29 protein-coding genes and 1 pseudogene are annotated in these 19,964 nt (G+C 61.0%); 14 read left to right on the top strand and 16 right to left on the bottom strand.

The window, feature by feature from the left end; genetic code table 11:
• Positions 1 to 6 precede the first annotated feature (6 nt).
• Entirely contained in the window at positions 7 to 726 is a 720-nt protein-coding gene (locus ACR9ZQ_RS12930) for a helix-turn-helix transcriptional regulator (protein WP_481427981.1), read from the bottom strand.
• Between the two features lie 84 nt (positions 727 to 810).
• On the opposite strand from ACR9ZQ_RS12930, the gene ACR9ZQ_RS12925 reads away from it, so the two are divergent.
• Positions 811 to 1,242: a RidA family protein gene (locus ACR9ZQ_RS12925; protein ID WP_310388613.1), complete on the top strand. Its 432-nt coding sequence runs from the start codon at positions 811 to 813 to the stop codon at positions 1,240 to 1,242.
• A gap of 202 nt (positions 1,243 to 1,444) precedes the next feature.
• Here the strand turns inward: ACR9ZQ_RS12925 and ACR9ZQ_RS12920 are convergent.
• The 3 genes and pseudogenes from ACR9ZQ_RS12920 to ACR9ZQ_RS12910 all read right to left on the bottom strand — a co-directional run.
• Positions 1,445 to 1,730: pseudogene (locus ACR9ZQ_RS12920) on the bottom strand (helix-turn-helix domain-containing protein); the annotation flags it as partial.
• Between the two features lie 81 nt (positions 1,731 to 1,811).
• Positions 1,812 to 2,684 carry a class I SAM-dependent methyltransferase gene (locus ACR9ZQ_RS12915; RefSeq protein WP_481427980.1) on the bottom strand — a complete coding sequence of 291 codons (873 nt, stop codon included), beginning with the start codon at positions 2,682 to 2,684 and terminating at the stop codon, positions 1,812 to 1,814.
• Between the two features lie 35 nt (positions 2,685 to 2,719).
• Complete coding sequence (locus ACR9ZQ_RS12910; RefSeq protein WP_113325720.1) at positions 2,720 to 3,367, bottom strand: TetR/AcrR family transcriptional regulator; 648 nt, start codon at positions 3,365 to 3,367, stop codon at positions 2,720 to 2,722.
• A gap of 73 nt (positions 3,368 to 3,440) precedes the next feature.
• On the opposite strand from ACR9ZQ_RS12910, the gene ACR9ZQ_RS12905 reads away from it, so the two are divergent.
• From ACR9ZQ_RS12905 to ACR9ZQ_RS12895, 3 genes are read left to right on the top strand one after another with little or no spacing between them, the layout of a single operon-like run.
• A complete protein-coding gene (locus ACR9ZQ_RS12905) occupies positions 3,441 to 3,656 on the top strand; it encodes a hypothetical protein (RefSeq protein ID WP_162748203.1) in 216 nt (71 codons plus the stop codon).
• A complete protein-coding gene (locus ACR9ZQ_RS12900; protein WP_113325721.1) occupies positions 3,649 to 4,542 on the top strand; it encodes an NAD(P)/FAD-dependent oxidoreductase in 894 nt (297 codons plus the stop codon). The genes ACR9ZQ_RS12905 and ACR9ZQ_RS12900 overlap by 8 nt, the downstream gene beginning before the upstream one ends.
• Before the next feature lie 10 nt (positions 4,543 to 4,552).
• Complete coding sequence (locus ACR9ZQ_RS12895; protein ID WP_481427979.1) at positions 4,553 to 4,993, top strand: RidA family protein; 441 nt, start codon at positions 4,553 to 4,555, stop codon at positions 4,991 to 4,993.
• Between the two features lie 87 nt (positions 4,994 to 5,080).
• Here ACR9ZQ_RS12895 and ACR9ZQ_RS12890 read toward each other — a convergent pair whose 3' ends face one another.
• Positions 5,081 to 5,665: a glutathione binding-like protein gene (locus ACR9ZQ_RS12890; protein ID WP_310388620.1), complete on the bottom strand. Its 585-nt coding sequence runs from the start codon at positions 5,663 to 5,665 to the stop codon at positions 5,081 to 5,083.
• Positions 5,666 to 5,789: 124 nt separating this feature from the next.
• On the opposite strand from ACR9ZQ_RS12890, the gene ACR9ZQ_RS12885 reads away from it, so the two are divergent.
• Positions 5,790 to 6,167, top strand: coding sequence for a winged helix-turn-helix transcriptional regulator (locus ACR9ZQ_RS12885; protein WP_310388622.1), 378 nt, complete (start codon positions 5,790 to 5,792; stop codon positions 6,165 to 6,167).
• Here the strand turns inward: ACR9ZQ_RS12885 and ACR9ZQ_RS12880 are convergent.
• The gene (locus ACR9ZQ_RS12880) at positions 6,164 to 7,369 is read right to left on the bottom strand and encodes an MFS transporter (RefSeq protein WP_481427978.1); all 1,206 of its coding nucleotides are present in this window, start codon (positions 7,367 to 7,369) and stop codon (positions 6,164 to 6,166) included. The genes ACR9ZQ_RS12885 and ACR9ZQ_RS12880 overlap by 4 nt on opposite strands.
• A 240-nt stretch (positions 7,370 to 7,609) precedes the next feature.
• On the opposite strand from ACR9ZQ_RS12880, the gene ACR9ZQ_RS12875 reads away from it, so the two are divergent.
• On the top strand, positions 7,610 to 7,801 hold the full coding sequence (locus tag ACR9ZQ_RS12875) for a DUF6494 family protein (RefSeq protein WP_007819030.1): 192 nt from the start codon (positions 7,610 to 7,612) through the stop codon (positions 7,799 to 7,801).
• A gap of 62 nt (positions 7,802 to 7,863) precedes the next feature.
• On the opposite strand, the gene ACR9ZQ_RS12870 is transcribed toward ACR9ZQ_RS12875, so the two are convergent.
• Positions 7,864 to 8,358: a BA14K family protein gene (locus ACR9ZQ_RS12870; RefSeq protein ID WP_481427977.1), complete on the bottom strand. Its 495-nt coding sequence runs from the start codon at positions 8,356 to 8,358 to the stop codon at positions 7,864 to 7,866.
• Positions 8,359 to 8,477: 119 nt separating this feature from the next.
• Positions 8,478 to 8,855 carry a winged helix-turn-helix transcriptional regulator gene (locus tag ACR9ZQ_RS12865; RefSeq protein ID WP_310388630.1) on the bottom strand — a complete coding sequence of 126 codons (378 nt, stop codon included), beginning with the start codon at positions 8,853 to 8,855 and terminating at the stop codon, positions 8,478 to 8,480.
• Positions 8,856 to 8,949: 94 nt separating this feature from the next.
• On the opposite strand from ACR9ZQ_RS12865, the gene ACR9ZQ_RS12860 reads away from it, so the two are divergent.
• Positions 8,950 to 9,696 (top strand): NADPH-dependent F420 reductase, encoded by a 747-nt coding sequence (locus ACR9ZQ_RS12860; protein WP_481427976.1) that lies wholly within the window; start codon positions 8,950 to 8,952, stop codon positions 9,694 to 9,696.
• On the opposite strand, the gene tnpB is transcribed toward ACR9ZQ_RS12860, so the two are convergent.
• Positions 9,688 to 10,140: an IS66 family insertion sequence element accessory protein TnpB gene (gene tnpB / locus ACR9ZQ_RS12855; RefSeq protein WP_481427975.1), complete on the bottom strand. Its 453-nt coding sequence runs from the start codon at positions 10,138 to 10,140 to the stop codon at positions 9,688 to 9,690. The two genes, ACR9ZQ_RS12860 and tnpB, sit on opposite strands and share 9 nt — an antisense overlap.
• A gap of 192 nt (positions 10,141 to 10,332) precedes the next feature.
• On the opposite strand from tnpB, the gene ACR9ZQ_RS12850 reads away from it, so the two are divergent.
• Together ACR9ZQ_RS12850 and ACR9ZQ_RS12845 are read left to right on the top strand one after the other, a co-directional pair.
• Complete coding sequence (locus ACR9ZQ_RS12850; RefSeq protein WP_310388656.1) at positions 10,333 to 11,403, top strand: class I SAM-dependent methyltransferase; 1,071 nt, start codon at positions 10,333 to 10,335, stop codon at positions 11,401 to 11,403.
• A gap of 650 nt (positions 11,404 to 12,053) precedes the next feature.
• Complete coding sequence (locus tag ACR9ZQ_RS12845; RefSeq protein ID WP_481427974.1) at positions 12,054 to 12,515, top strand: transposase; 462 nt, start codon at positions 12,054 to 12,056, stop codon at positions 12,513 to 12,515.
• 35 nt (positions 12,516 to 12,550) lie between these two features.
• Here the strand turns inward: ACR9ZQ_RS12845 and ACR9ZQ_RS12840 are convergent, their stop codons facing one another.
• The 5 genes from ACR9ZQ_RS12840 to ACR9ZQ_RS12820 all read right to left on the bottom strand — a co-directional run bounded on the left by ACR9ZQ_RS12840 (position 12,551) and on the right by ACR9ZQ_RS12820 (position 14,401).
• A complete protein-coding gene (locus tag ACR9ZQ_RS12840) occupies positions 12,551 to 12,946 on the bottom strand; it encodes a hypothetical protein (protein ID WP_310386193.1) in 396 nt (131 codons plus the stop codon).
• 303 nt (positions 12,947 to 13,249) lie between these two features.
• The gene (locus ACR9ZQ_RS12835; protein WP_310386195.1) at positions 13,250 to 13,456 is read right to left on the bottom strand and encodes a hypothetical protein; all 207 of its coding nucleotides are present in this window, start codon (positions 13,454 to 13,456) and stop codon (positions 13,250 to 13,252) included.
• Positions 13,457 to 13,495: 39 nt separating this feature from the next.
• Positions 13,496 to 13,744 carry a 30S ribosomal protein S21 gene (gene rpsU / locus ACR9ZQ_RS12830; RefSeq protein ID WP_007819039.1) on the bottom strand — a complete coding sequence of 83 codons (249 nt, stop codon included), beginning with the start codon at positions 13,742 to 13,744 and terminating at the stop codon, positions 13,496 to 13,498.
• A gap of 28 nt (positions 13,745 to 13,772) precedes the next feature.
• Positions 13,773 to 14,063, bottom strand: a complete 291-nt coding sequence (locus tag ACR9ZQ_RS12825) for a cold-shock protein (protein WP_310386198.1) — start codon at positions 14,061 to 14,063, stop codon at positions 13,773 to 13,775.
• 128 nt (positions 14,064 to 14,191) lie between these two features.
• Positions 14,192 to 14,401, bottom strand: a complete 210-nt coding sequence (locus ACR9ZQ_RS12820; protein ID WP_007819041.1) for a cold-shock protein — start codon at positions 14,399 to 14,401, stop codon at positions 14,192 to 14,194.
• A 420-nt stretch (positions 14,402 to 14,821) separates the two neighbouring features.
• Between ACR9ZQ_RS12820 and ACR9ZQ_RS12815 the strand changes: the two genes are divergently transcribed.
• Positions 14,822 to 15,307, top strand: a complete 486-nt coding sequence (locus ACR9ZQ_RS12815) for a GNAT family N-acetyltransferase (protein WP_310386200.1) — start codon at positions 14,822 to 14,824, stop codon at positions 15,305 to 15,307.
• Positions 15,308 to 15,428: 121 nt separating this feature from the next.
• A complete protein-coding gene (locus tag ACR9ZQ_RS12810; RefSeq protein ID WP_481427973.1) occupies positions 15,429 to 15,941 on the top strand; it encodes an N-acetyltransferase family protein in 513 nt (170 codons plus the stop codon).
• A gap of 13 nt (positions 15,942 to 15,954) precedes the next feature.
• Here ACR9ZQ_RS12810 and ACR9ZQ_RS12805 read toward each other — a convergent pair whose 3' ends face one another.
• Complete coding sequence (locus ACR9ZQ_RS12805; RefSeq protein ID WP_477923642.1) at positions 15,955 to 16,368, bottom strand: hypothetical protein; 414 nt, start codon at positions 16,366 to 16,368, stop codon at positions 15,955 to 15,957.
• A gap of 407 nt (positions 16,369 to 16,775) precedes the next feature.
• Here ACR9ZQ_RS12805 and ACR9ZQ_RS12800 point away from each other — a divergent pair, with 407 nt between their 5' ends.
• Both ACR9ZQ_RS12800 and ACR9ZQ_RS12795 read left to right on the top strand, forming a co-directional pair.
• A complete protein-coding gene (locus ACR9ZQ_RS12800) occupies positions 16,776 to 17,093 on the top strand; it encodes a hypothetical protein (protein WP_481427972.1) in 318 nt (105 codons plus the stop codon).
• Positions 17,094 to 17,286: 193 nt separating this feature from the next.
• On the top strand, positions 17,287 to 17,661 hold the full coding sequence (locus ACR9ZQ_RS12795) for a hypothetical protein (RefSeq protein ID WP_481427971.1): 375 nt from the start codon (positions 17,287 to 17,289) through the stop codon (positions 17,659 to 17,661).
• Positions 17,662 to 18,018: 357 nt separating this feature from the next.
• Here the strand turns inward: ACR9ZQ_RS12795 and ACR9ZQ_RS12790 are convergent, their stop codons facing one another.
• Complete coding sequence (locus ACR9ZQ_RS12790; protein ID WP_481427970.1) at positions 18,019 to 18,636, bottom strand: TetR/AcrR family transcriptional regulator; 618 nt, start codon at positions 18,634 to 18,636, stop codon at positions 18,019 to 18,021.
• A gap of 62 nt (positions 18,637 to 18,698) precedes the next feature.
• On the opposite strand from ACR9ZQ_RS12790, the gene ACR9ZQ_RS12785 reads away from it, so the two are divergent.
• A complete protein-coding gene (locus ACR9ZQ_RS12785) occupies positions 18,699 to 19,883 on the top strand; it encodes a serine hydrolase domain-containing protein (protein WP_481427969.1) in 1,185 nt (394 codons plus the stop codon).
• The last annotated feature ends 81 nt before the right edge of the window (positions 19,884 to 19,964 follow it).

Here is a 19,964-nt window from a genome sequence, read left to right as displayed (position 1 = left end):
CTGAGCCTAGCGTGCCATTTCGCCGAAAGGGCAAACATCATCTTCGAAGGGTACGTGCCGTCGACGAAACTGCGTGCCCTCCACAATCTCCGGCTTCCTGATCCGGTCCATGCGAAAGTGGCGGAAATCCTCGCGGGCGGCATCCCAGGCGACGAGATACCAAAGTGGCGGCAGGATGAGCATGGCCTGCGGTTCGACCTCGCGCAGTGTTTCCATCCCCTTGGCGTCACGGTAGCGGAACCGAAGATGCAGCCGCTGGAGAAATGTCGTCTCGAAGGCCGGCAGCAGCCCGGAGTCGATCGAACCTATGTCCGAAACGTCCTGCCTGGGCGACAATTGCCCGACATACAGGCAGTCGAGAAGCCGGCGCAGGTCTCGCACCTTGTCTGCCGAAAGCGCCCTTTCGATCTTCGCGAGCCCCGCATCGGCGAGATCGGAAAAAGGAAGGGACCGGGCCGCGCGCACGGCCGCTACGCTGATCAGGAGCGCGAACACCTCGATCACGGAGAGCCGGGTAGTGGTCTGCACCAACTCCGGGTCGAGCTGCAGCCCGCCACCTCGGCCGGATTCGGAATGGATGAGGAAGCCCTGGTCACGCAGCGCTCCGATGTCGCGCAGCACCGTTCGCCTGGAAGCGCCAACTTCCTCCGCCAGATCATTGACCGTCGAGCTTCCGTTGCGCCGGAGGATGCGCACGATGGCGTCGTGTCTGAGGCGGATGTTCATTTGCGCACCCTAGCACATTCAGTGCCAAAATTTGGCACCGATTCACTCTAGGCAGGTCATGGCAACCCGACAAGGATACAGATCATGACATCCCTAGATCAAACACGCACGACCGCTGCAAAGCCGATCATCGTGAACCCTTCCCACCTGCACGACCCGACACCGAATGGCTACAGCACAGCGGTCATCACCCCTGCTGCTGGTCGGCTGGCCTTTATCTCAGGGCAAGGCGGGCAGGACCAAACCGGCGCTCTCTCGCCGGACTTCGCCAAACAGGTGGGACAGGCCTACGCGAACCTCGCCGCCGTGCTCGACGCGCTTGGCGCCCGCCTGGACCAGGTGGTGAAACTGACGGTTTACGTGGTCGGCCACGATATGTCGAAGTTGGGCGTACTGACGGAGAATGTAACGCGGATGTTCGGCGATACGCTTCCGGCACAGACGCTGGTTCCAGTGCCGAAGCTCGCCATCGATCCCATGCTCTTCGAGGTTGAGGCTGTGGTTCTCCTGGATTGAGCCCCCGCCCGTGCAAATAATGGCTGGCCGGCTGCGCCTTTCCCGGCCAGCCGGACCGCCTGTCGAGCGACGCGCGGCCGGGGAACGTCAGCCGAGCCCCTCCTCCGCAAACGCCCGGATCACCGAAGGCAGCGCCCGCATGTGATCGAAGGACCTGCTGAGCGCCTCCGGCAGTTCGACGCCGCTCCTGGGCGCGACCATCAGCACCCAGCGCCGTCCGCTGCGCATCGTTCAAGCGTGACTTGGGTCCGGGAACCTTGCCATCGATCAGCCCGTCGGGGGCATTCGCATTGAACCGCAAGACCCAGTCACGCACGATCTGAAGGGTGACATCGCCAAGACGCGCTGCATCCGCAGCGCGAGCCTCCGCCATAGATCAAGGCAAGCGCCAAAAGACAACGCGCCTGCGCCGCATGCTTGCTCTTGCGGGCCAGACGCCGAAGACCTTCCGCGTCAAAATCCGCCCGTAATGAAATCGCTGCTCCCATCGCAAACGTCCCGTTTGCAACAGAGATTCTGATTCATCGTCATTTGGGAAGCTCAAGTGTCTAACTCAGCAAGAGGGCGTATTAATCCCTGTCAGCTGCCGGATTGCGCGCCGTGACGATCCACGCCGCGCCGTCGATCATCACCGACCGCTCACCGGGGCAGCCCGCGAAGACGGCACGAACCGCAGCCGAGGCGCGGGCGCGGATATCGTCGGGCTGATCAGCGAGAGAGCGCGCCAGCGGGCCGACCTCGAGTGTCATCTTCACCGCGTCGTCGAGCGCCGCGTCCCGCGTCTCCCCCTTGCCGAACGGGATGGAGGCATCGAATGGCGCGATAGCGACATCGGTGAAGCCAGCCACAGTTAGAATACGCGCCACCCGCCCCTGGTCGCCAAACGAGAACGGGCCGGGGGCTTCGGGACCGGGCGGCGTCATCGGCGGGAGGATGCCCTTCATCGCGCCCATCGGCAAGCGCACCCAATCGTTCTCGGCCATGCCGCGCCAGCAGACGAAAGCGACCCGCGCGCGCGGCTTGAGCGCACGGCGCATATGAGTGAAGGCCGCCGTAGGATCGTCAAAGAACATCACTCCGAAGCGCGAGAACAGGATGTCGAACGCGCCCTGGGGCAATTCGGTGCTGCTGGCGTCGGCCACCTGGAACACGGCCGGCGTATCCTGCGGCGCTCGCGCGCGCGCTCTGCCGATCAGCGGTTCGGATATGTCCACGCCTAGCACATGGCCCCCCGCGCCGACGCGGGCGGCCAGATCCAGACTAGACGCCCCCGCGCCGCAGCCGACGTCCAGCACGCGTTCGCCCATGGCGGGCGCGGCGGCTTCTATCGCGGCCTGGCCGAACACCGCCATCATGGCATCGAGCCGGGCCTGGTAAGTGACCCAGCGCTCCCCGCTTTGGCCTTTCCAGTCGGCCACCTGATAAACATTTTTCTCCGTCATGCCATATCCTTTGTTCTTATCCGTTCTTAACCAGGCTATCCGCCCGCGTGGTCGTTCCCACCGTGTGCGGCGACGAACATGGCGACGGCGGACCGGCAATAGGATTCGATTTCGTTGTCGTCCTCTGCTCTCGCCTGATCGAAGCGTGCGATAATCAAGAGATCGGATCCTTTGATAAGCGCGGCAAACAAGCGGGCGGACCGGAGAGGATCGGGCACGTTCAGAACCGCCTTCGCGTGCAACTGACGCAACAGGGCCTCGATTTGGGCGATGACATAGGCGGGGCCGGCTTCGTAATGGAGCTTGCTTAACGACTTTTGATTCGTCTTGTCGGCCATGATCATGGCTTCGACACTGCGGACGTCCGGGCTCAACAGCGTGCGAAGCAGGGATGTTCCCACCGCCATCAGCTGATCTTCTGCCGAACCGTCGACGCCTTCAATAAGAGCCTGTGGTGCAAACTGATGGCAGTGGGCCGCGATGGCCGCACTGAACAGCGCCTCCTTGTTCTCGAAGTGCCGATAGATGCTAAGCTTGGATATCCTCGCTCGCTGGGCGACCTTGTCCAATGTCGTCGCTTGGAAACCCAATTCCACAAAGAGTTCGCACGCGGCGTCGACTATCGTTTGGCCAAGCGCCTCGTTGGCGGGCCGGCCGCGCCGGCCCTGGCTGTTTTCGGTCACGACAAATCCAGTCCTTGACAGTATCCTAATTCTTGACTTACGATACCATATAGTATCTAAAAGGTGCAAGCCAATGCGTAGGTGCCCTCCAAATCAAGCTTCCCTTGGGCCGCCCGGCGATATCGAATGCGGCATCGTCCGGCCGGTCAACACAGTGATGGGCGACTTTCTCGTCGATGCCGAAGCCCTGCTCGCTGCCCGTCTCGAGCGCGTATCGCTGGACGATATTTCGCGCCAGGCCCAGCCCAACCCCTTCCATCCACACCACGGAGCTCATCACCATGGATGACGTCATCATCATCGGCGGCAGCTTTGCCGGTCTCGCCGCCGCCCTGCAGCTCGGCCGCGCCCGCCGCAAGGTCACCGTTCTCGATACAGGCCTGCCGCGCAACCGCTTCGCCGGCCACTCGCATGGCCTGCTCGGCCACGATCACAAGCCACCGCTGGACATCCTGGCCGAGGCGCGGCAGCAACTGGCGCGTTATCCCACGGTCAAGCTGGTCAATGCCCGGGCCGACAGCATCTCCGGCACCATCGACAATTTCTCCGTCCTCACTGGCGATGGCGAAAGCCTCGGGGCGCGCCGCCTGATCCTGAGCTATGGCGTTGCAGACCAGATGCCTGACGTTCCGGGCTTTGCCGAAAGCTGGGGCACATCCATCGTGCCCTGCCCCTATTGCGATGGCTTTGAAGTCGCCGGCCAGCATTGGGGCCTCGTCTGGTCCGGCCCGCCGTCGCACAATTATGTCAGGCTGTACCACGATTGGACCGACACGTTGACCGTCTTCGCCGATGGTCACGACATTGCACCCGATATCCGGGCCGATCTCGCGCGCCGCAACATACCTGTCGTTGATGGCCGGATCACCGAAATCGCCCGTCACGGGGGCCATAATGCCACCGTCAAGCTCGATACCGCCCCCAATGTCGCAGTCGATATTTTGTTCGCGCATCCGCGCAACAAGCCGTCCGCAAGCCTGCATGAATCACTGGGACTCGCCACGGTCGATACGCCCCTCGGCATCGCCCTCAAGGTCGACGAGCGCCGCGAAACCAGCACGCCCGGCATCTACGCCGCCGGCGACCTCGCCAACCCAGCCATGGCCTCGGTCACCACGGCAACATCGTACGGCGCGACGGCGGGTATCTCCGCCCAGCAGTCGATGCTGGTTTGAGAAGACACACGTGGAGTTCGAACACGTCACTTTCGACCTACCACACGGCACCTTTCACGCGCTGCAGGGTGATGATCCCGATGGTCAACCGACGATCGTCTTGCACGGCTTCCCGGACCATCCGCCGACCGCGAAGCCCTTCCTTGCCGAGCTCGGCCGCCGTGGCGGTCAGGACCAGACCGGCGCTCTCTCGCCGGACTTCGCCACACAGGTGGGACAGGCCTACGCGAACCTCGCCGCCGTGCTCGACGCGCTTGGCGCCCGCCTGGACCAAGTGGTGAAACTGACGGTTTACGTGGTCGACCACGATATGTCGAAGTTGGGCGTACTGACGGAGAATGTAACGCGGATGTTCGGCGATACGCTTCCGGCACAGACGCTGGTTCCGGTGCCGAAGCTCGCCATCGACCCCATGCTCTTCGAGGTTGAGGCTGTGGTTCTCCTGGATTGAGCGCCCGCCCGTGCAAATAATGGCTGGCCGGCTGCGCCTTTCCCGGCCAGCCGGACCGCCTGTCGAGCGACGCGCGGCCGGGGAGCGTCAGCCGAGCCCCTCCTCCGAAAACGCCCGGATTACCGAAGGCAGCGCCCGCATGTGATCGAAGGACCTGCTGAGCGCCTCCGGCAGTTCGACGCCGCTCCTGGGCGCGACCATCAGCACCCAGAACAGGTAGCAATCGGCAACCGTCATCTCGTCGCTGACAAGGAACGTCTTGTCGCCCATCTGCTCGGCCAGGATCGCGAAGGCCTGCGCGAGCTTTTCGCGAGCACGCTCCTTTTCCAGCTCGGGGAAATTCCTGAAGAAGGGCTGGTACCTTGAATGGATCTCGGAGGACATGAAGGCGAGCGCCTCGAGCGCCCGCCACCGAAGGATGGGATCTCCCGGCAGGAGCTTGCCGCTCTTCTCGGCGATATAGTTCAGGATGACCTGGTTCTCGGTCAGGATCGTTCCGTCCTCGAGTTCGAGCGTGGGAATATAGCCCTTCGGATTGATCGAAAGGAAATCGCGGCCGTCCTCCGTCTTCTTGTCATGCTTGATGCTGATGAGCCTGTAGGAAAGCCCGGTCTCGATGAGCGCGATATGATCGGCCAGGCTGCAGGCGCCGGGATAGTAGAAGAGGTTCATGATGGTCTCCTGGTGGTGACCCATCTCCGCTTTTGCGCCGGGAGATAAGGTCTACAATGTTGACCACGGCCATTTATGAGACCTAAAATTATCCGTCAAAAGCATATCTTTGGGAGCTGGTCAGATGGATGTGACTGCCAGGCCGGCAGGAGCCGACTGCAGGGGTGTCAGCGAGATATTGAGCCGGGTCGGCGACAAATGGACGATCCAGGTCGTCGTCGCACTTCGGCTGGGCGCGCTGCGCTTCAACGGGCTCAAGCGCGAGGTCGGCGGCATTTCGCAGCAGATGCTGACGCGGACGCTCAAGACGCTGGAACGCGACGGCATGATCAAAAGAACCGTTCACCCCAGCACGCCGCCGCAGGTCGAATACACGCTGACACCGCTCGGGCACTCCCTGTCGGAAACCGTGCGGCAGCTCGCCGACTGGGCGGCCGAAAACAGGCAAAATATCGAGGATAACCGCCTGAGCTACGACACCAGTCGGGAGGAGAAATTCTAGGATGCGCCGGCGACTGCTTCACTGACAGGGCGGCGGCCCCTGAGCAGAAGCAGGACGAGGATAGCGCTGCAGGAGCAGACCAGACACAGGATCAACACCGCCCTGCTCCCGAGATTGGTCATCAAGGAAATCAACAGGGGTGGAGAGATTGCGGAGATCCAGTTCAATGGCAGGGCGATCCGCGAGAGCGCCTTTGCAAACTCACCCTTGTCATAGAAAACGAGCGGAATGGTCGACCTTGCGACGGCGAGCGCCCCACTGCCCATTCCATAGAGCACAAGGAAAACGGCGATGGCCACCGGCGAGCCCTGAGCGATCGAAAGGATGGCCAGCGATACGCACAGAATTGCCGATGAAGCGACCCCCGTCGTCACGCCGTCCCACCGTTTTTCGCCGATGATATTAAGCCCCCGGGCACAGATCTGCACGATGCCGAGCGCGGAGCCGTAGCCAAGCGCCTGCGCGGGGCTCAGGCCCTCGGCCTTCAAGAGCTCGATCAGAATCGAGCTGAAGCCGAACGTGATGAACGCATTGAGCGCGATGGCAGCGACGATGAGATAAAATGTCCTGTTATAAGATCCTGCCGAACCCTGAGATCTCGTCGCCTTGATAGCCGCTGCGGCCTTGCTCCGGCGCGGCAGGCCGAAAATGTAGAGCGGCAGGCAGACCGTGATCATGACCACGGCATAGGCTTCGCACGTGCCGCGCCATCCGATCTCTTTCGACAGGAACGACGTGAGAGGCCAGAACACTGTGCCGGACAAGCCGGAAACCAGCGCCATGCTCGCAATCGCCCGCGCGGCATTCCGGCCGGCGATCTCGTTGAGAAGGATATGTGCCGGCGTGGTGAGACTGGCGCTTCCCGCCGCTCCGAGAACCAGCCAGCCAAGGAAATAAGTGATGGGCGAATGCGACAATGACACGAGCGCCAGGCCAAAGGCTGACATGATCGTTCCGCCGATCATGACCGGCCGCGCTCCAACGCTCGTAAAAAGCCGCGAGAGGAAGGGAGCGCACGCACCCATCGTGACATAGAAAACGGTGGTCCCCGCAAAGACCGTCGACATATCGACGTTGAGGTCCGCCGCCATGTCCCGGCTGACGACCGCCGGGAAACTGACCGCGCCCCACGCTATCAACTGGGCGATCGACAGCACGATCAAGGGCAGCAAAATCTTCGTCTCCGATCCGGACTCAGTCATACATTATTCCTGATTTGCAATTGCAAATCACTAGCAACTGAACTGCTTCAGTTTTATGACAGCGGGTCCCTCATGCGGTGATCGGTACCGGTTTTGGGAGGTTTGTTCTGCGTCGCCGTTTGCATGCCCACGAAACCATCGATCTCCCGGCTCGGGTTGATTATTGCCACCGCACCTCCCCCGGCTTTCCTGATCGCTCGCCTTCCCTTACAATCCCTTCCGGATGCAGAGGATTCCATCATGAGCGAAGACGCCTTCAACATGTCGATCCGCAAGTTCCTGAAAGAAGTCGGCGTGACCTCACAGCGCAAGATCGAGGAGACGGTGCGTGACGGGCAGATCGGCGGCAAAAAGTTGAAGGTCCGCATGACGCTGACGGCGGAGGGCACTGCCCTCAACCATGTGGTGGACGGCGAAATCGAACTTCCGTAGGCGGGCGAACGACGCGATCAAGGCAAGGCGACGAGTGTGACGCCGGCCGCTCTACGCGCCCATCAATAGTAAGGCGAGACGCACGCCTGTCGTGGACCGTGATAGGGCTGGAACGTGTTGTCGTAAGCTCTGTAGGACCGGTAACGTGCAAAGCACCAGCGCACATGTCCATTGCCGCCATAATAGGTCTGGCGATAATAATAGCGTGGCGCGTAATATCGCGTCGAGCCGTAGTAGTACGGACCGTCATAGGTCGAGCCGTAATAGCCCTGATCGTAGTAGCTGGGGCCATAATATCTAGGCTGCGCCAGCATTCCGCCGATGATCGCGCCTGCGGCCAGGCCGCCGAGCGCCCAACCCCAATCGTTGCCACCATGGTGGCGATAGTATCCGCCGTGATAGCCGCCATAGTAGCCGCCATAGCCGCCACGGTAGCGCACCGGTTGCGCCTGTAGCGCCTCGACATCAGGGGCGACAATGGTGGGAAATGCCACGGCCGGCGGGGCGCTCGTCAGCGCCGCCGTGAGCGACAGGGCAATGATTGCGAGCCTCTTCATTGGCTTCACCTTTCCGTCTAAATCGCAGCCGATCATTATAACGCGGAAAGGACGGCGTGGCACTTAATTTCCAAGCCGGGACGGTGTTCCGTAAGCGGCGTCCTAACCCCACAATGTGGTCACGTCGCTTCTTGATTCGCCAGTCGCTCCCTGCGCATGTAGGCCCAGTCAATAAGTTCGGCCATCGAGGGTCCCAGGGCTTTGCCCATCTCGGTCAGCTCGTACTCCACCTTCGGCGGCACTTGGGGATAGACGGTTCGGGTTAGTATGCCGTCCTTCTCCAGTTCCTTCAGTTGCTGGATCAGCATCTTCTGGTTCACGCCTTCGCAGCGCCTTTCGAGTTCGGAAAAGCGAAGTGGCTCCTTGGCTCCGAACAACTGGCAGATGATGACGATCTTCCACTTGCCTTCCAGCACGCGCAGCGCGTCCGTGGTCGCTTCCGCCCATTTGCGATGCTGCTGAGGGTCTCCGCACTTCCAGTCCCGATCCTGCGCCATACTTACCTTTTAGTGGGTAACCCACTTATCTGTCGGTTCTTGTTGATATCGTAGCATCTATTATCTTGGTGGCCAGGACAACAGGAGCCTCAGCATGAAAATCGGCATCATCGGCATTGGCAATATTGGGGGCACCTTGGCCCGCAAGCTCGCATCCGCGGGGCATGAGGTCAGGATAGCAAATTCCCAGGGCGCTGACGCTGTTCGGCCCTTCGCGGAGGAGATCGGAGCCACGGCGACTGACACGAACGGAGCTGTCTATGGCGCGGATTTGGTCATCATGTCCATTCCGCTTCCCGCTATCGAGAAGCTGCCGAAAGACCTCTTCAAAGACGTGCCTGCGAGCGTCCCTGTCGTTGACACCAGCAACTACTATCCGGGTCTGCGAGACCCTCAAATCACCGAGCTTAATGCGGGCGAGGTCGAAAGCGTATGGGTCTCCAGGCAACTCGGCCGCCCCGTCATCAAGGCGTTCAACAACATCCTTGCGCATTCTCTGGCGGAACTCGGTCAACCTGAAGGGACGGACGGCCGGCTGGCCGTAGCGGTCGCCGGAGATGGTGACGCAGCGAAGCAGCTTGTCATGGGGATCGTAAACGAGGTTGGATTCGACCCCGTTGATGGTGGACCGCTTGCAGAGTCATGGCGGCAGCAGCCGTCGACGCCGGGATATTGCTGCGATTACGACGCGGTCACCATGCGCAAGGCGCTCGATGCAGCGGTTAAGGGTGAAGCGCCCAAAAAGCGAGACCAACTCATGAGCAAAATGGCAACGCTAGGCACGAGCCCCACCCATGATGATGTCGTGGCAATGAACCGCTCGCTCAACCCACTAACCTGAGGTGGACACCATGACAAAAAGTCGTGTCAGAAAACCAGTAGGAGGATCATATCCGCGCGGGTCCGCCATCAAGCCGTCTCTGACACCCGGCCAGGTGAAGGTGTGTTCCTCCAGCCGCTTGTAGGCCATCACCAATCCGCCGCCGTCCCAATAGATCAGCTTCAGTCGGTCTGCTTTGCGAGATCGGAATACGAAGACCGTTCCAGTAAATGGGTCTTTGTCCAGCTCGTTCTTGACCAGTGCCGCCAGACCATCATGGCCTTTGCGAAAGTCGACCGGCTTGGTCGCCACCATGATCGCACACAGTTCGACGGAGAGATCATACTGGAACCGCGCAAGCACGCGCGATAGCAGCAATCCGGTCGACAGACGCTCCCTCTTCCAGGCGGATAGTAACGAAACCGCCTCTGGGCTCTCCACCCCGCCCTCACCCGCTCCCGTCACCCGCTCCCGTCACCCGCCCGTGTCACCCGCCCGTGTCACCCGAATGCAGCATTGACTGCCCCGCGCCTCGGCCTAGAATCTCCACAGGGTCGATCTATCGGGCTGGGGTTAGCGCATCTTGAGGAGGATGCCATGCCTAATACTGATCTGCCGAAAGCTGGGAAATCAAAACAGGCCAAGCCAAAAACCGATATGCCGAACGGCATGCAACCTGACATGCAGAAAGTCGATGCACTCGTCGGTCGTCTCGTCGGCGATCTCGGGGCTGGTGTCTCCGGCGTTCTCGTCGTGCTCGGTGATCATCTCGGTCTGTTCAAGGCGATGATGGATGGGCGGCCGCGCTCCTCGATGGAGCTTGCGGAAACGACCAGCCTCACGGAACGCAATGTGCGCGAATGGCTGGCCGCCATGGCGGCCTCCGATTACATCACCTATCACGAAGCGTCCAACAAGTTTGCCATGACGCCCGAACAGGCGCTGGTCTTTGCCAATGAGGACAGCCCCGCCTTCTTCGGCGGCGCCTTCGAGATCGTGCAATCCATGTGGATGGACGAGCCGAAGGTGGAGGAAGCCTTCAAAACGGGGCGCGGTCTTGGCTGGCATGAGCACAGCACCTGCCTCTTCCGCGGCACCGAGCGCTTCTTCCGGCCGGGCTATAACAGCCATCTCGTGACGGAGTGGATCCCGGCGCTGAAGGGCATGAAGGAAAAGCTGGAACGCGGGGCCGAAGTCGCCGATGTCGGCTGCGGCCACGGCGCCTCGACGATCCTGATGGCCCAGGCCTTCCCGAAATCGCATTTCCACGGCTTCGATTATCACGGTCCGTCGATCGAGCGGGCAAAGCGCGCCGCAAAGGAGGCGGGTGTCGCCGACCGGGTGACCTTCAGCAAGGCATCGGCCAAGGATTTTCCGGCCGGCGACTATGATCTGGTGGCGATGTTCGACTGCCTGCACGACATGGGCGACCCTGTCGGCGCCGGCCGCCATATCCGCGAGACGATGAAAAAGGACGGCACCTGGATGATCGTCGAACCCTTCGCCCATGACGGCCTGAAGGACAACCTCAACCCCGTCGGCCGCGTCTATTACGGCGCCTCGACAATGATCTGCACGCCAGCCTCCATGGCCCAGGAAGTCGGCCTCGGGCTTGGCGCGCAGGCGGGCGAGATGAAACTGCGCAAGGTGGCGATGGATGCGGGATATCACCACTTCCGCCGCTCGAGTGAAACGCCGTTCAACATGATCTTCGAGGTGCGGAATTGAGTGGGGTTGGGTCGAGCTAGTACGGCGCAGTCACCACCACTCCCTCATTCCCTCCTCGTGCCGGCACGAGGGATGTCACAGGAATCCAGCCTGCCCAAGTCCTTGGGCAGGAGAGACTTTTCTTCTCACTGCATGAGTCATTCACCGCGCAGACGCGCGGTGGCTGGATTCCTGTGACAAGCACAGGAATTGTCTGTTGGTTTCGTGCTTTACTGGATGGGAAGCATGGATGATCCCCGAGGTGGCCGCCCCGGGGATCATGCAACAGTGCACCCGCACAGGAATAGGTCTTGACGACCGGCCTCATCATGGGACGCTGCCACACCAGCTTCGCATCGCTTGTTGACTTGAATGGGCCGGCAGGAGCCGAGCCCGCAGACAATGCCAAGCATGGAACCCCATCATGACCACTCACGCCTGCAAAATCCAGTCCGCTCTCGGCTGCGACGTCTCGGCGCGCACCGTCACCTTCTTCTCCAGCCTCACGCGCAAGACCATCACCGTTGCAAACGAGGCCTCTGCCTTGCGTGCGGCCCTCAAACCCTATGCCGGATCGACCGACATGCTCGCCGTCTGCGAGGCGACCGGCGGCTACGAAGACGTGCTGATAAAGGTCCTCGAAAGCCTCGCCATTCCCACCCATCGTGCCGATGCCGCCAAGGTCAAGGCCTTCATCCGGTCCTTCGGCACCAAGGCCGGAGATCGAGGCCATCGTCGCAAGCAGCCGGCAGCTGAAGGCGCGTCAGGCCATCCTGCGCGCCATTCCCGGTATAGGTGCCGTCCTGTCGACGATGCTGATCACCAGCATGCCCGAACTCGGACAGATCAACCGGCGCAAGGCTGCAAGCCTGGCGGCCTGCGCTCTCCATCCACGCGACAGCGGAACACGCAACGGCTACAGAACCATCACTGGAGGACGCCGCCACATCAGGCCGGCTCTCTTCACGGCAGCGCTTGCGGCCATACGCGGCAACAACCGCTTTGCCGATATCTTCAAAAACCTCGTCAAGGCCGGAAAGCCAAAACGCCTCGCCATCAATGCCGTCATGCGACACATCATCGTCGTCGCCAATGCAAGACTGAGAGCACTCAACGATCCTGTCAGCAACTGACTTGATGAGGGAAGTTGGGGTGCCGGCGGGTGCAATTACCGCCGGCCTGCGGCTTCTCCCCGCGAACAACGCAACATGGCGAGCCATTGGAAATAGCCGAGCGTAGCAATGAGCACGAGTGCCACTCCAGCGGCCGTCCATAGCAAGGAGAGGGTAGCGGAATCGTCGTGGGACGTCGATATGCCCCAAAGAGTCCACAGCGGCTGGACGATACAATAGGCGATATAGGCGGCATAGATCTTGGAAAAGTGGCTCCAATATCGCCGGTCTATGATCTCAAGGTCAAAGCCATAGCTGAGCACGGCCGCAGCGCCCAAAAGCTGCATGACGCCGGCGACAAACATCTCGACCGAGGGCTCATCGCTGTAGAGAAGATAGACGCAATTCAGGAGCAAGAGACAAAGCGCCACTGCGAATAGTCTCCACAGCATAACATTCCCCCGAAGTTTGCTGATTGTTTTGACAGTATCGCGTGGTGATATCAATTTATGCGAGCATCGAGCCGCGAAGTTTGCGCTGTGGTAAATGAACAGTTAGGACGTGCAGCCCGGTCAGCTTTGGAGTGCCTTGTCTGCCCCGCCGAAGTCCGGGTCGTGCCGAAGGTGTTCAGCCAGTCCTTCGGCTACCCATTTCGGCCTGGCAGCAAGTCAAACACAAAAAGCGGCGCCCAAAAGAGCACCGCTTCAAAATCATCAATCATACCAAAGCCGTAGCAAGGCGAGGCCCAAAAGCCCCTACCCCTTCTTCGGCGCCCTGGTCTTCTTTGCCGGCGCCTCGGGGGCTGGCTGGGCTAGCCTCAGCGCGCGCAGCTTTTCCGTTTTCTTCTGCCTTGCGGCAGCTTCGCTTTCGAGGATGTCCCTGGCGACAGACGTCGTCTGCTCGGCCTTCGCCTGCGGCGAAAGCTTTTCGGGCTTGAAGAACGTGTCCTTCGTGTCGGTCATGTTTCCTCCTTCTCGATGGATCGGGAGACCGCGAAAAGATCAGCGACCGCCGCGAGCGGGCATCACCTTCTTCTTCGGTGCCGGCAGCAGGCCTTCGCGCTGCGCCTGCTTGCGGGCGAGCTTGCGGGCGCGGCGGATCGCTTCGCCCTTTTCGCGGGCGCGCTTTTCCGACGGCTTTTCATAGGCGCTGCGTTCCTTCATTTCGCGGAACACACCTTCGCGCTGCAGCTTCTTCTTGAGCACACGAAGGGCCTGATCGACATTGTTGTCTCGGACGAGTACCTGCAAGATTTCTCCTTAATCAGCTTTGCTGCTGTTATTTCCTGATGCGGATCGAATTCGAATTGATCCAGCTCGATTTTGAACTTTCGGAAGCCGCCCGCACTTCGGTAGGCAGGGGCGCCGAGGGCGATGCCGCGACGTCTATATCATCCTGGCGGATGCTGCGCTCGAAATTCTCACTCTGGAACCGGACGCGATAATGGACGAAGCCCTGCGCGGCCGGCAGGACGGATAGAATGTTGCCCGAGCCCGCGGGCTGGACGCTGCCGAGAACGCCATGCTTGAGCATGATGGTGTCACCCGGCCGGTAACGACGGTTTACCATATCGTTCTCCACATGAAATCAAAATAAAAGGCCGGGACTACTCCCGACCTTCCCCGGCCAGTTTCTGGCCTCTGTCATCGTCTCCGCGCGCCAGTACATCCGTGGTCGCGCGAAGTCGTGACAAATTCTTAGGCAGCGCGGAGGTTGTCAGCAGAGCTCTTGCCCGAGCGACGGTCCTGCACGATGTCGTAGGTGACCTTCTGTCCATCGGCGAGCGAGCGCAGACCTGCGCGTTCAACTGCAGAAATGTGGACGAAAACGTCGGTGCCGCCGTTATCCGGCTGGATAAAACCGAAACCCTTGGTGGCGTTGAACCACTTGACTGTACCTGTATTCATAACGATCTCCTTTCAAAGCAACCGTTGAAGTTCCCCGCGATACCCTGCGGGATTGGGTCGATTATTTGGAAGGAAATCTGACGAGAGCGCATAGGCTCTTCAACGACGTCACAAGCAATGGTCGATGAAGGCAATATAAGGTCAAATTTAAATTTGGCAACAGAAATCAGCAGAAAAACTTAAAATCGCTGGCAAGTTCCGGCTGTAAACGGCTGATTTAGCGCCGGAATATTTGCTCGCGTTCTTGCTGCTGGAGGGCTGCGGAACGTCGAAAAAGCTGACCGTATGCCGTGTGGCCATCCCTCTGTCCTGCCGGCCACCTCCCCCACAGGTGGTGGAGATTCGCTGGGAACACCGGCTCCGCCCTGGACGACGACACCGATCGGATGCAGTCTGACGATAGTGACAAGGGGGCGTGTCATGTCCGGGGACATCATCATCCGCGAGCTTTTCGGCATGGATGAAATCGCGACGATCTTTCCGCTCAACAGCCAGGTCGGCCATTTGAGCGAGGCCGTCTTCCGCGATCGCATGTCGGCGATGATCGCGCAGGGCAATTACCGCTGCATCGCTGCCTATATGGGCGAGCGCATGGTGGGCATCTCAGGCTTCTGGATCGGCACGCAGCTCTGGTGCGGCAAATATATGGAGGTGGACAATTTCTCCGTCGACGAGGAACTGCGCAGCCGCGGCATCGGTGCGGCGATGATGGCCTGGATGGAGGCGGAAGCAGAGCGCACGGAATGCGCCGTCATCCGCCTCGCCATGATCCTCGGCCGTGAGCGCACGCATCAGTTCTATCAGAGAAACGGATATTTCGACGACGGGCTGTTGATGGTGAAGGCGCTGAGCCGGGGCGCGGCCGAGTTTCCGGAATATGTGCCCGGCCCGGCCATCGCCGGATAGCCGGCGTCTGGCAGCCTAAGGCTTCATCACGCGTGGAAGATATGGCCTTGGAACCAGCCGCGATGTAGGAAGGATCTCCGCGCATCCCGAGCGCCGCGAGCCAAGCCCAATGGAATCACATATGGCGACCAAGCCGGTTGAACATGCTGTAAAGATCCGCCCCGCCACACCAGGCGATATGGACATTCTCGGCGGCTTCGGCGCCCTGCTCGTCGCGCTGCACCACGAACTGGACGCCAAGCGCTTCATCGAAGCGGCCAAAAGCACCCCGATGCGATACGGGCAGTTCCTCAAAAGCCAGCTCGCACAACCCGACGTCATCGTGATCGTCGCCGAAGAGGACGGCGCGCTGCTCGGCTATGCCTATGCCGCATCGGAAGGTTTCGACTACATGTCGCTGCGCGGGCCGGCGGGCGTCATCCACGATCTCTTCGTCGATCCGGCGCGGCGGCGCGAAGGCCTCGGCCGCATGCTGCTGGAAGCGGCGATGGCCGGCTTGAAATCCCTCGGCGCCGAACGCTTCGTGCTCTCCACCGCCTACCGCAACGAGACCGCCCGCAGCCTATTCGCCGCCATGGGCTTTCGCCCGACAATGGTAGAGATGACACGCGAAGCGGATCAGGACGTCGGCTGATCGGCGTAGAAGCCTAGTTCAGCACCAGTACATTGAACGTGGTGTCCCTGATCAACCCGTCGCCGTGGGGAGCGCGCAGGACGAACTTGTCTTTGCCCGTATATCCGCCCCTGGCGGTATAATAGAGAACGAGACCCGGTACCTCGACATTCCGGCAGCGGGCATACTGTCCGCTCGCATCGGGAAAGACACGCTCACGCGCAATCTCGACACGTCCGTGCTTCGGAGCCTCGACGATACGGGTGACCGGCACATCTGCCAGCCTGCAGTTATTCTTGATGTGCCAGTGCTGACCAAGCTTCGACCGCACGCCCGTCATCACTGTTCTGGATACGGATTGCCGCTGATAGCTGTCGGCAGCTTCCGTCGGGCCGGACACGCTTGCCGCCAAAGAAACGAGAGCCAGAGTTGCAATGAATTTTTTCACAATATCCCCTCCGGCATGCAGCTGCAGGCCTATCCGAACCCTATGGAAAGTCAATTTTGAATTGCGAATTTATGCCGTGCCGTAACACCGCAGATTCGACCACAGCAAACGAAGATAAACAGCTGTTACAGCAATGCAACGGCCCGTAGCCCAGCCCCTTCAGAAAGATCAGACGGGCATACTGTTCTGCCATCGGTCCGCCATTTTCTGCAATCATGCCTAGAAGCGGCCGGGGTGGATGATGCGTTCTTTCAAATGGGGATTTCGATGAAGTCATGTCGTGTCGTGCCGCAATCTTTGCGTCGCTTTTTCTGGGGCTGACAGCCTCGGAGGCTGCCGCCTGCAGTTGCAAGAAAATGTCCGATAAGCAGAGATTTTCCAGTTCCGACCTCGTGGTGAGAGGCCGCATGAAGCTGGTGACCTACGGCGTCGGTCTTCCGGATTCGCTGACCGATGGGCAGCCGACCCGCATGACACGTGGCGATTTCGAGATCGACAAGGTGCTGAAGGGCAAGATCGAAGGCAAGACGCTTTCGATCTATACGGGCACCGGCATGGGCGATTGCGGCCGGCTCGACGCTTTCCTGGGTGCCGCAGTCTATTACGATTCCGATAAATTCGCCGTCTGGGAATTTGGCCTGTCGAAAGCCGAACAGGGCGGGCAGACCTTCTATTTCACTGGGATCTGCGACTACATGAAAACCCCGACACCACAGCCGGAGTGAGCTTTGGCACCCTCCACCGGTATCCGGCTACCGGATGTCCCGTGCCCTATATGCGCCATCGCGAATAAAATTGTGCAGTGCGGTTCTCAAGTCTTGCGCCTGCCTCCGGTTGGCGGTTTTTGGGAACTTCTGGCTGCAGGGAGAATTCATAGAATGAAGCCCCCCGCCCTTCTTCGCATGGCAGGAGTGGACCATGGCAAAGGCAACTGAGTTCAAGACCATCAGGGCGCTCGCCGTAGCACTCAGCGCCACCATGCTTTTCAGTGGCGCCGCCAAGTGGCCGGCCCTGCCGAGCTCGGGCTTTTTGATCGGCCGGGGTGCTGCACCCGAAGATGTTGATAACGGAACCGCGATCTTCGCAGCCGGGCAGGATGGCAGCAGCGATGGAAAGCCGCTCGATATCGAGATCCCGCAATACGGCTATTTCCGCGAACAGGACAAATACGTCATCATCCTGCAGGCCGAGAAATATGACGGGAAAAGCATCATCGGCGCTGAGACATTCGATGGCGAAAAGGTGGTCGGTCTGATCGACGAGTTCGAGCTGCTGGGCGTTCACGCCCGGTAGTTTTTGTGCGCCCGCGCACGGCCGGGGGATGGTACATAAAAAAGGAGGCTCGTCGGGAAGGACGGCCTCCAAGTCGCGTCAAGTCGGCCCAGCTCCACAAGGCCGATCTCACCCTAGCCGTTAGCTGGGCAATCGCCACCCCCAATCGGGTGATGTTTTGCGGGATTGCGAAGATTTTCGAGAAAACTGAACGGATTCAAGGGTGTATTCCGTTACGTGAAGCTCGTCTGGGTGGAATCCGTCCTACCGCTTTCCCTAGGGTAAGCTGCGGTCGACGACAGCGGAAAGGCAATACCGCCACGCATCACGCCCCTCCTCGCTCTTCGGACAGGCGCCAACCCGCCACCTCCTCCGCCATCACACCCGCCAGCGCTCCAGCTGCGCAATCGCCATGTCGGCAATATCCCGCAAGGTCGCCGTATCCGCGCCATCCCGCGCCTGCACCGCCATGCCCTGGATGATCGCGCCGAGGAAGCGGGCGAGCGCGGTCACATCGGCATCCGGGCGCAATTGCCCTTCACTGATGGCGCGCCGCAAACGCTCCACGAAGCGGCCGACATTGGCCTCGCGCAGCTGGCTCATATGGGCGGCGACATCGATATTCTCGACGGCGGCCGTCAGCACCGCAGTCGAGATCATGCAGCCGGGCGGATAGCCGGGTCGGGTGAAATTGACGGCCGTGTCCTCGAGCAGCGTGCGGAAGGCATCGACCACGTCTTCTGCTTCCTGCCAGCCGCTTTCGCCGACATTGTGCAGATACCAGCTCACCGCATCGCGGTAGAGCTCCGCCTTGGAGCCGAAGGCGGCATAGAGGCTTTGCGGCGTGATGCCCATGGCCTCCGTCAGGTCCGAAATCGAGGTGCCCTCATAACCGCGCTGCCAGAAGAGGATGGCTGCCCTGCTAAGCACCTCGGCGCGGTCGAAAGCCGGTGGACGGCCGCGGCGGCGCTTTTCCTCATTTATCACAGTGATCACTCTTGAAATCCTTGGGCGCTCCGTTATTCTGGAGTGGTCATTGTGATAATAGGAGGATCGTGATGTCTATTCCAGAGAAAATATCGGGTCCAGAGCAAAGATCGGAGGCGAAAAAAAGATCGCCGGCGCTGGATCGGGCGATCGACAGCGCCATCGCCGAGCGGCGCATCGTCGGCACCGTCGTGACCGTGCTGAAGGACGGCGAGATGGTCTATCGCCGCGCCGCCGGCCTTGCCGACCGCGAAGCCGGCCGCCCGATGGAAGCCTCGCTGGTCTTCCGGCTCGCTTCGCTCACCAAGCCGGTCGTCACCGCTGCCGCCATGCATTTCGTCGAGACGGGCGCGATCAGGCTCTCCGATCCCGTCACCGCCACCCTGCCGGATTTCCGCCCGGCCCTTGCCGATGGCAGCCGGCCGGTCATCACGCTGGAACATCTGCTGACCCACACATCCGGCCTCGGCTACGGCTTCATCGAGGGGCCGGAGGGCGCCTATCGCAGGCTCGGCATTTCCGACGGGCTCGACCTCGTGGATTTCGACCTGGACGAGAATATCCGCCGGCTGGGTGAAGCCCCGCTCGCCTTTGCGCCCGGCAGCGCCTGGCGCTATTCGCTCGGCATCGATGTGATCGGCGCGGTTCTGGAGCGCGTGGCGGATGCGCCGCTGCAGGAGATCGTCGCAAGGCATGTCACCGGCCCGCTCGGCATGGCCGATACCGGCTTTCTGGCCCGCGCGCCGGAACGTCTGGTCAAACCCTATCTGGACGGCACGCCTGAGCCGGAGGCCATGCGCGATGGCAGCACCACCGGCAACGCCATCTTCTCGCCGTCGCGCGCGCTTGCGCCTTCCGCCTATCCCTCGGGTGGTGCAGGCATGGTCGGCACGGCAGACGACATGCTGCGCTTCTTCGAGGCGATGCGCACCGATGGCGGCGGCATCCTGAAACCAGAGACCCTTGCCGAAATGCGGCGCGACCGCATCGGCGCGTCCGCCCAGTCCGACGGCCCCGGCTGGGGTTTCGGCCTCGGCTGGGCAGTGCTCGCCGATCCGGCCGCCGATGCCTCGCCGCAGGCGCCGGGCACGCTGCAATGGGGCGGCGCCTATGGTCACAACTGGTTCATCGACCCCGCCAACGGGCTGACCGTGCTGACGCTGACCAACACGGCGCTGGAGGGCATGTGGGGCCAGTTCAAGACCGATATCCGCAAGGCAGCCTATGCCGATATCGTGGGAACGCTCGCGGCATGACGGACTGCGGTGGCCATCCTCGCTAGAGGACGCTCTGACCTTTGAACCGACGCATCAGGCTTTCCGAAAATCGATTCCGAT

It is taken from the genome of Rhizobium sp. KNZ14-9A (assembly GCF_056755015.1).
The sequence above is the reverse complement of the archived record's forward strand: the minus strand, read 5'-3'. Positions and strand labels throughout refer to the sequence as shown.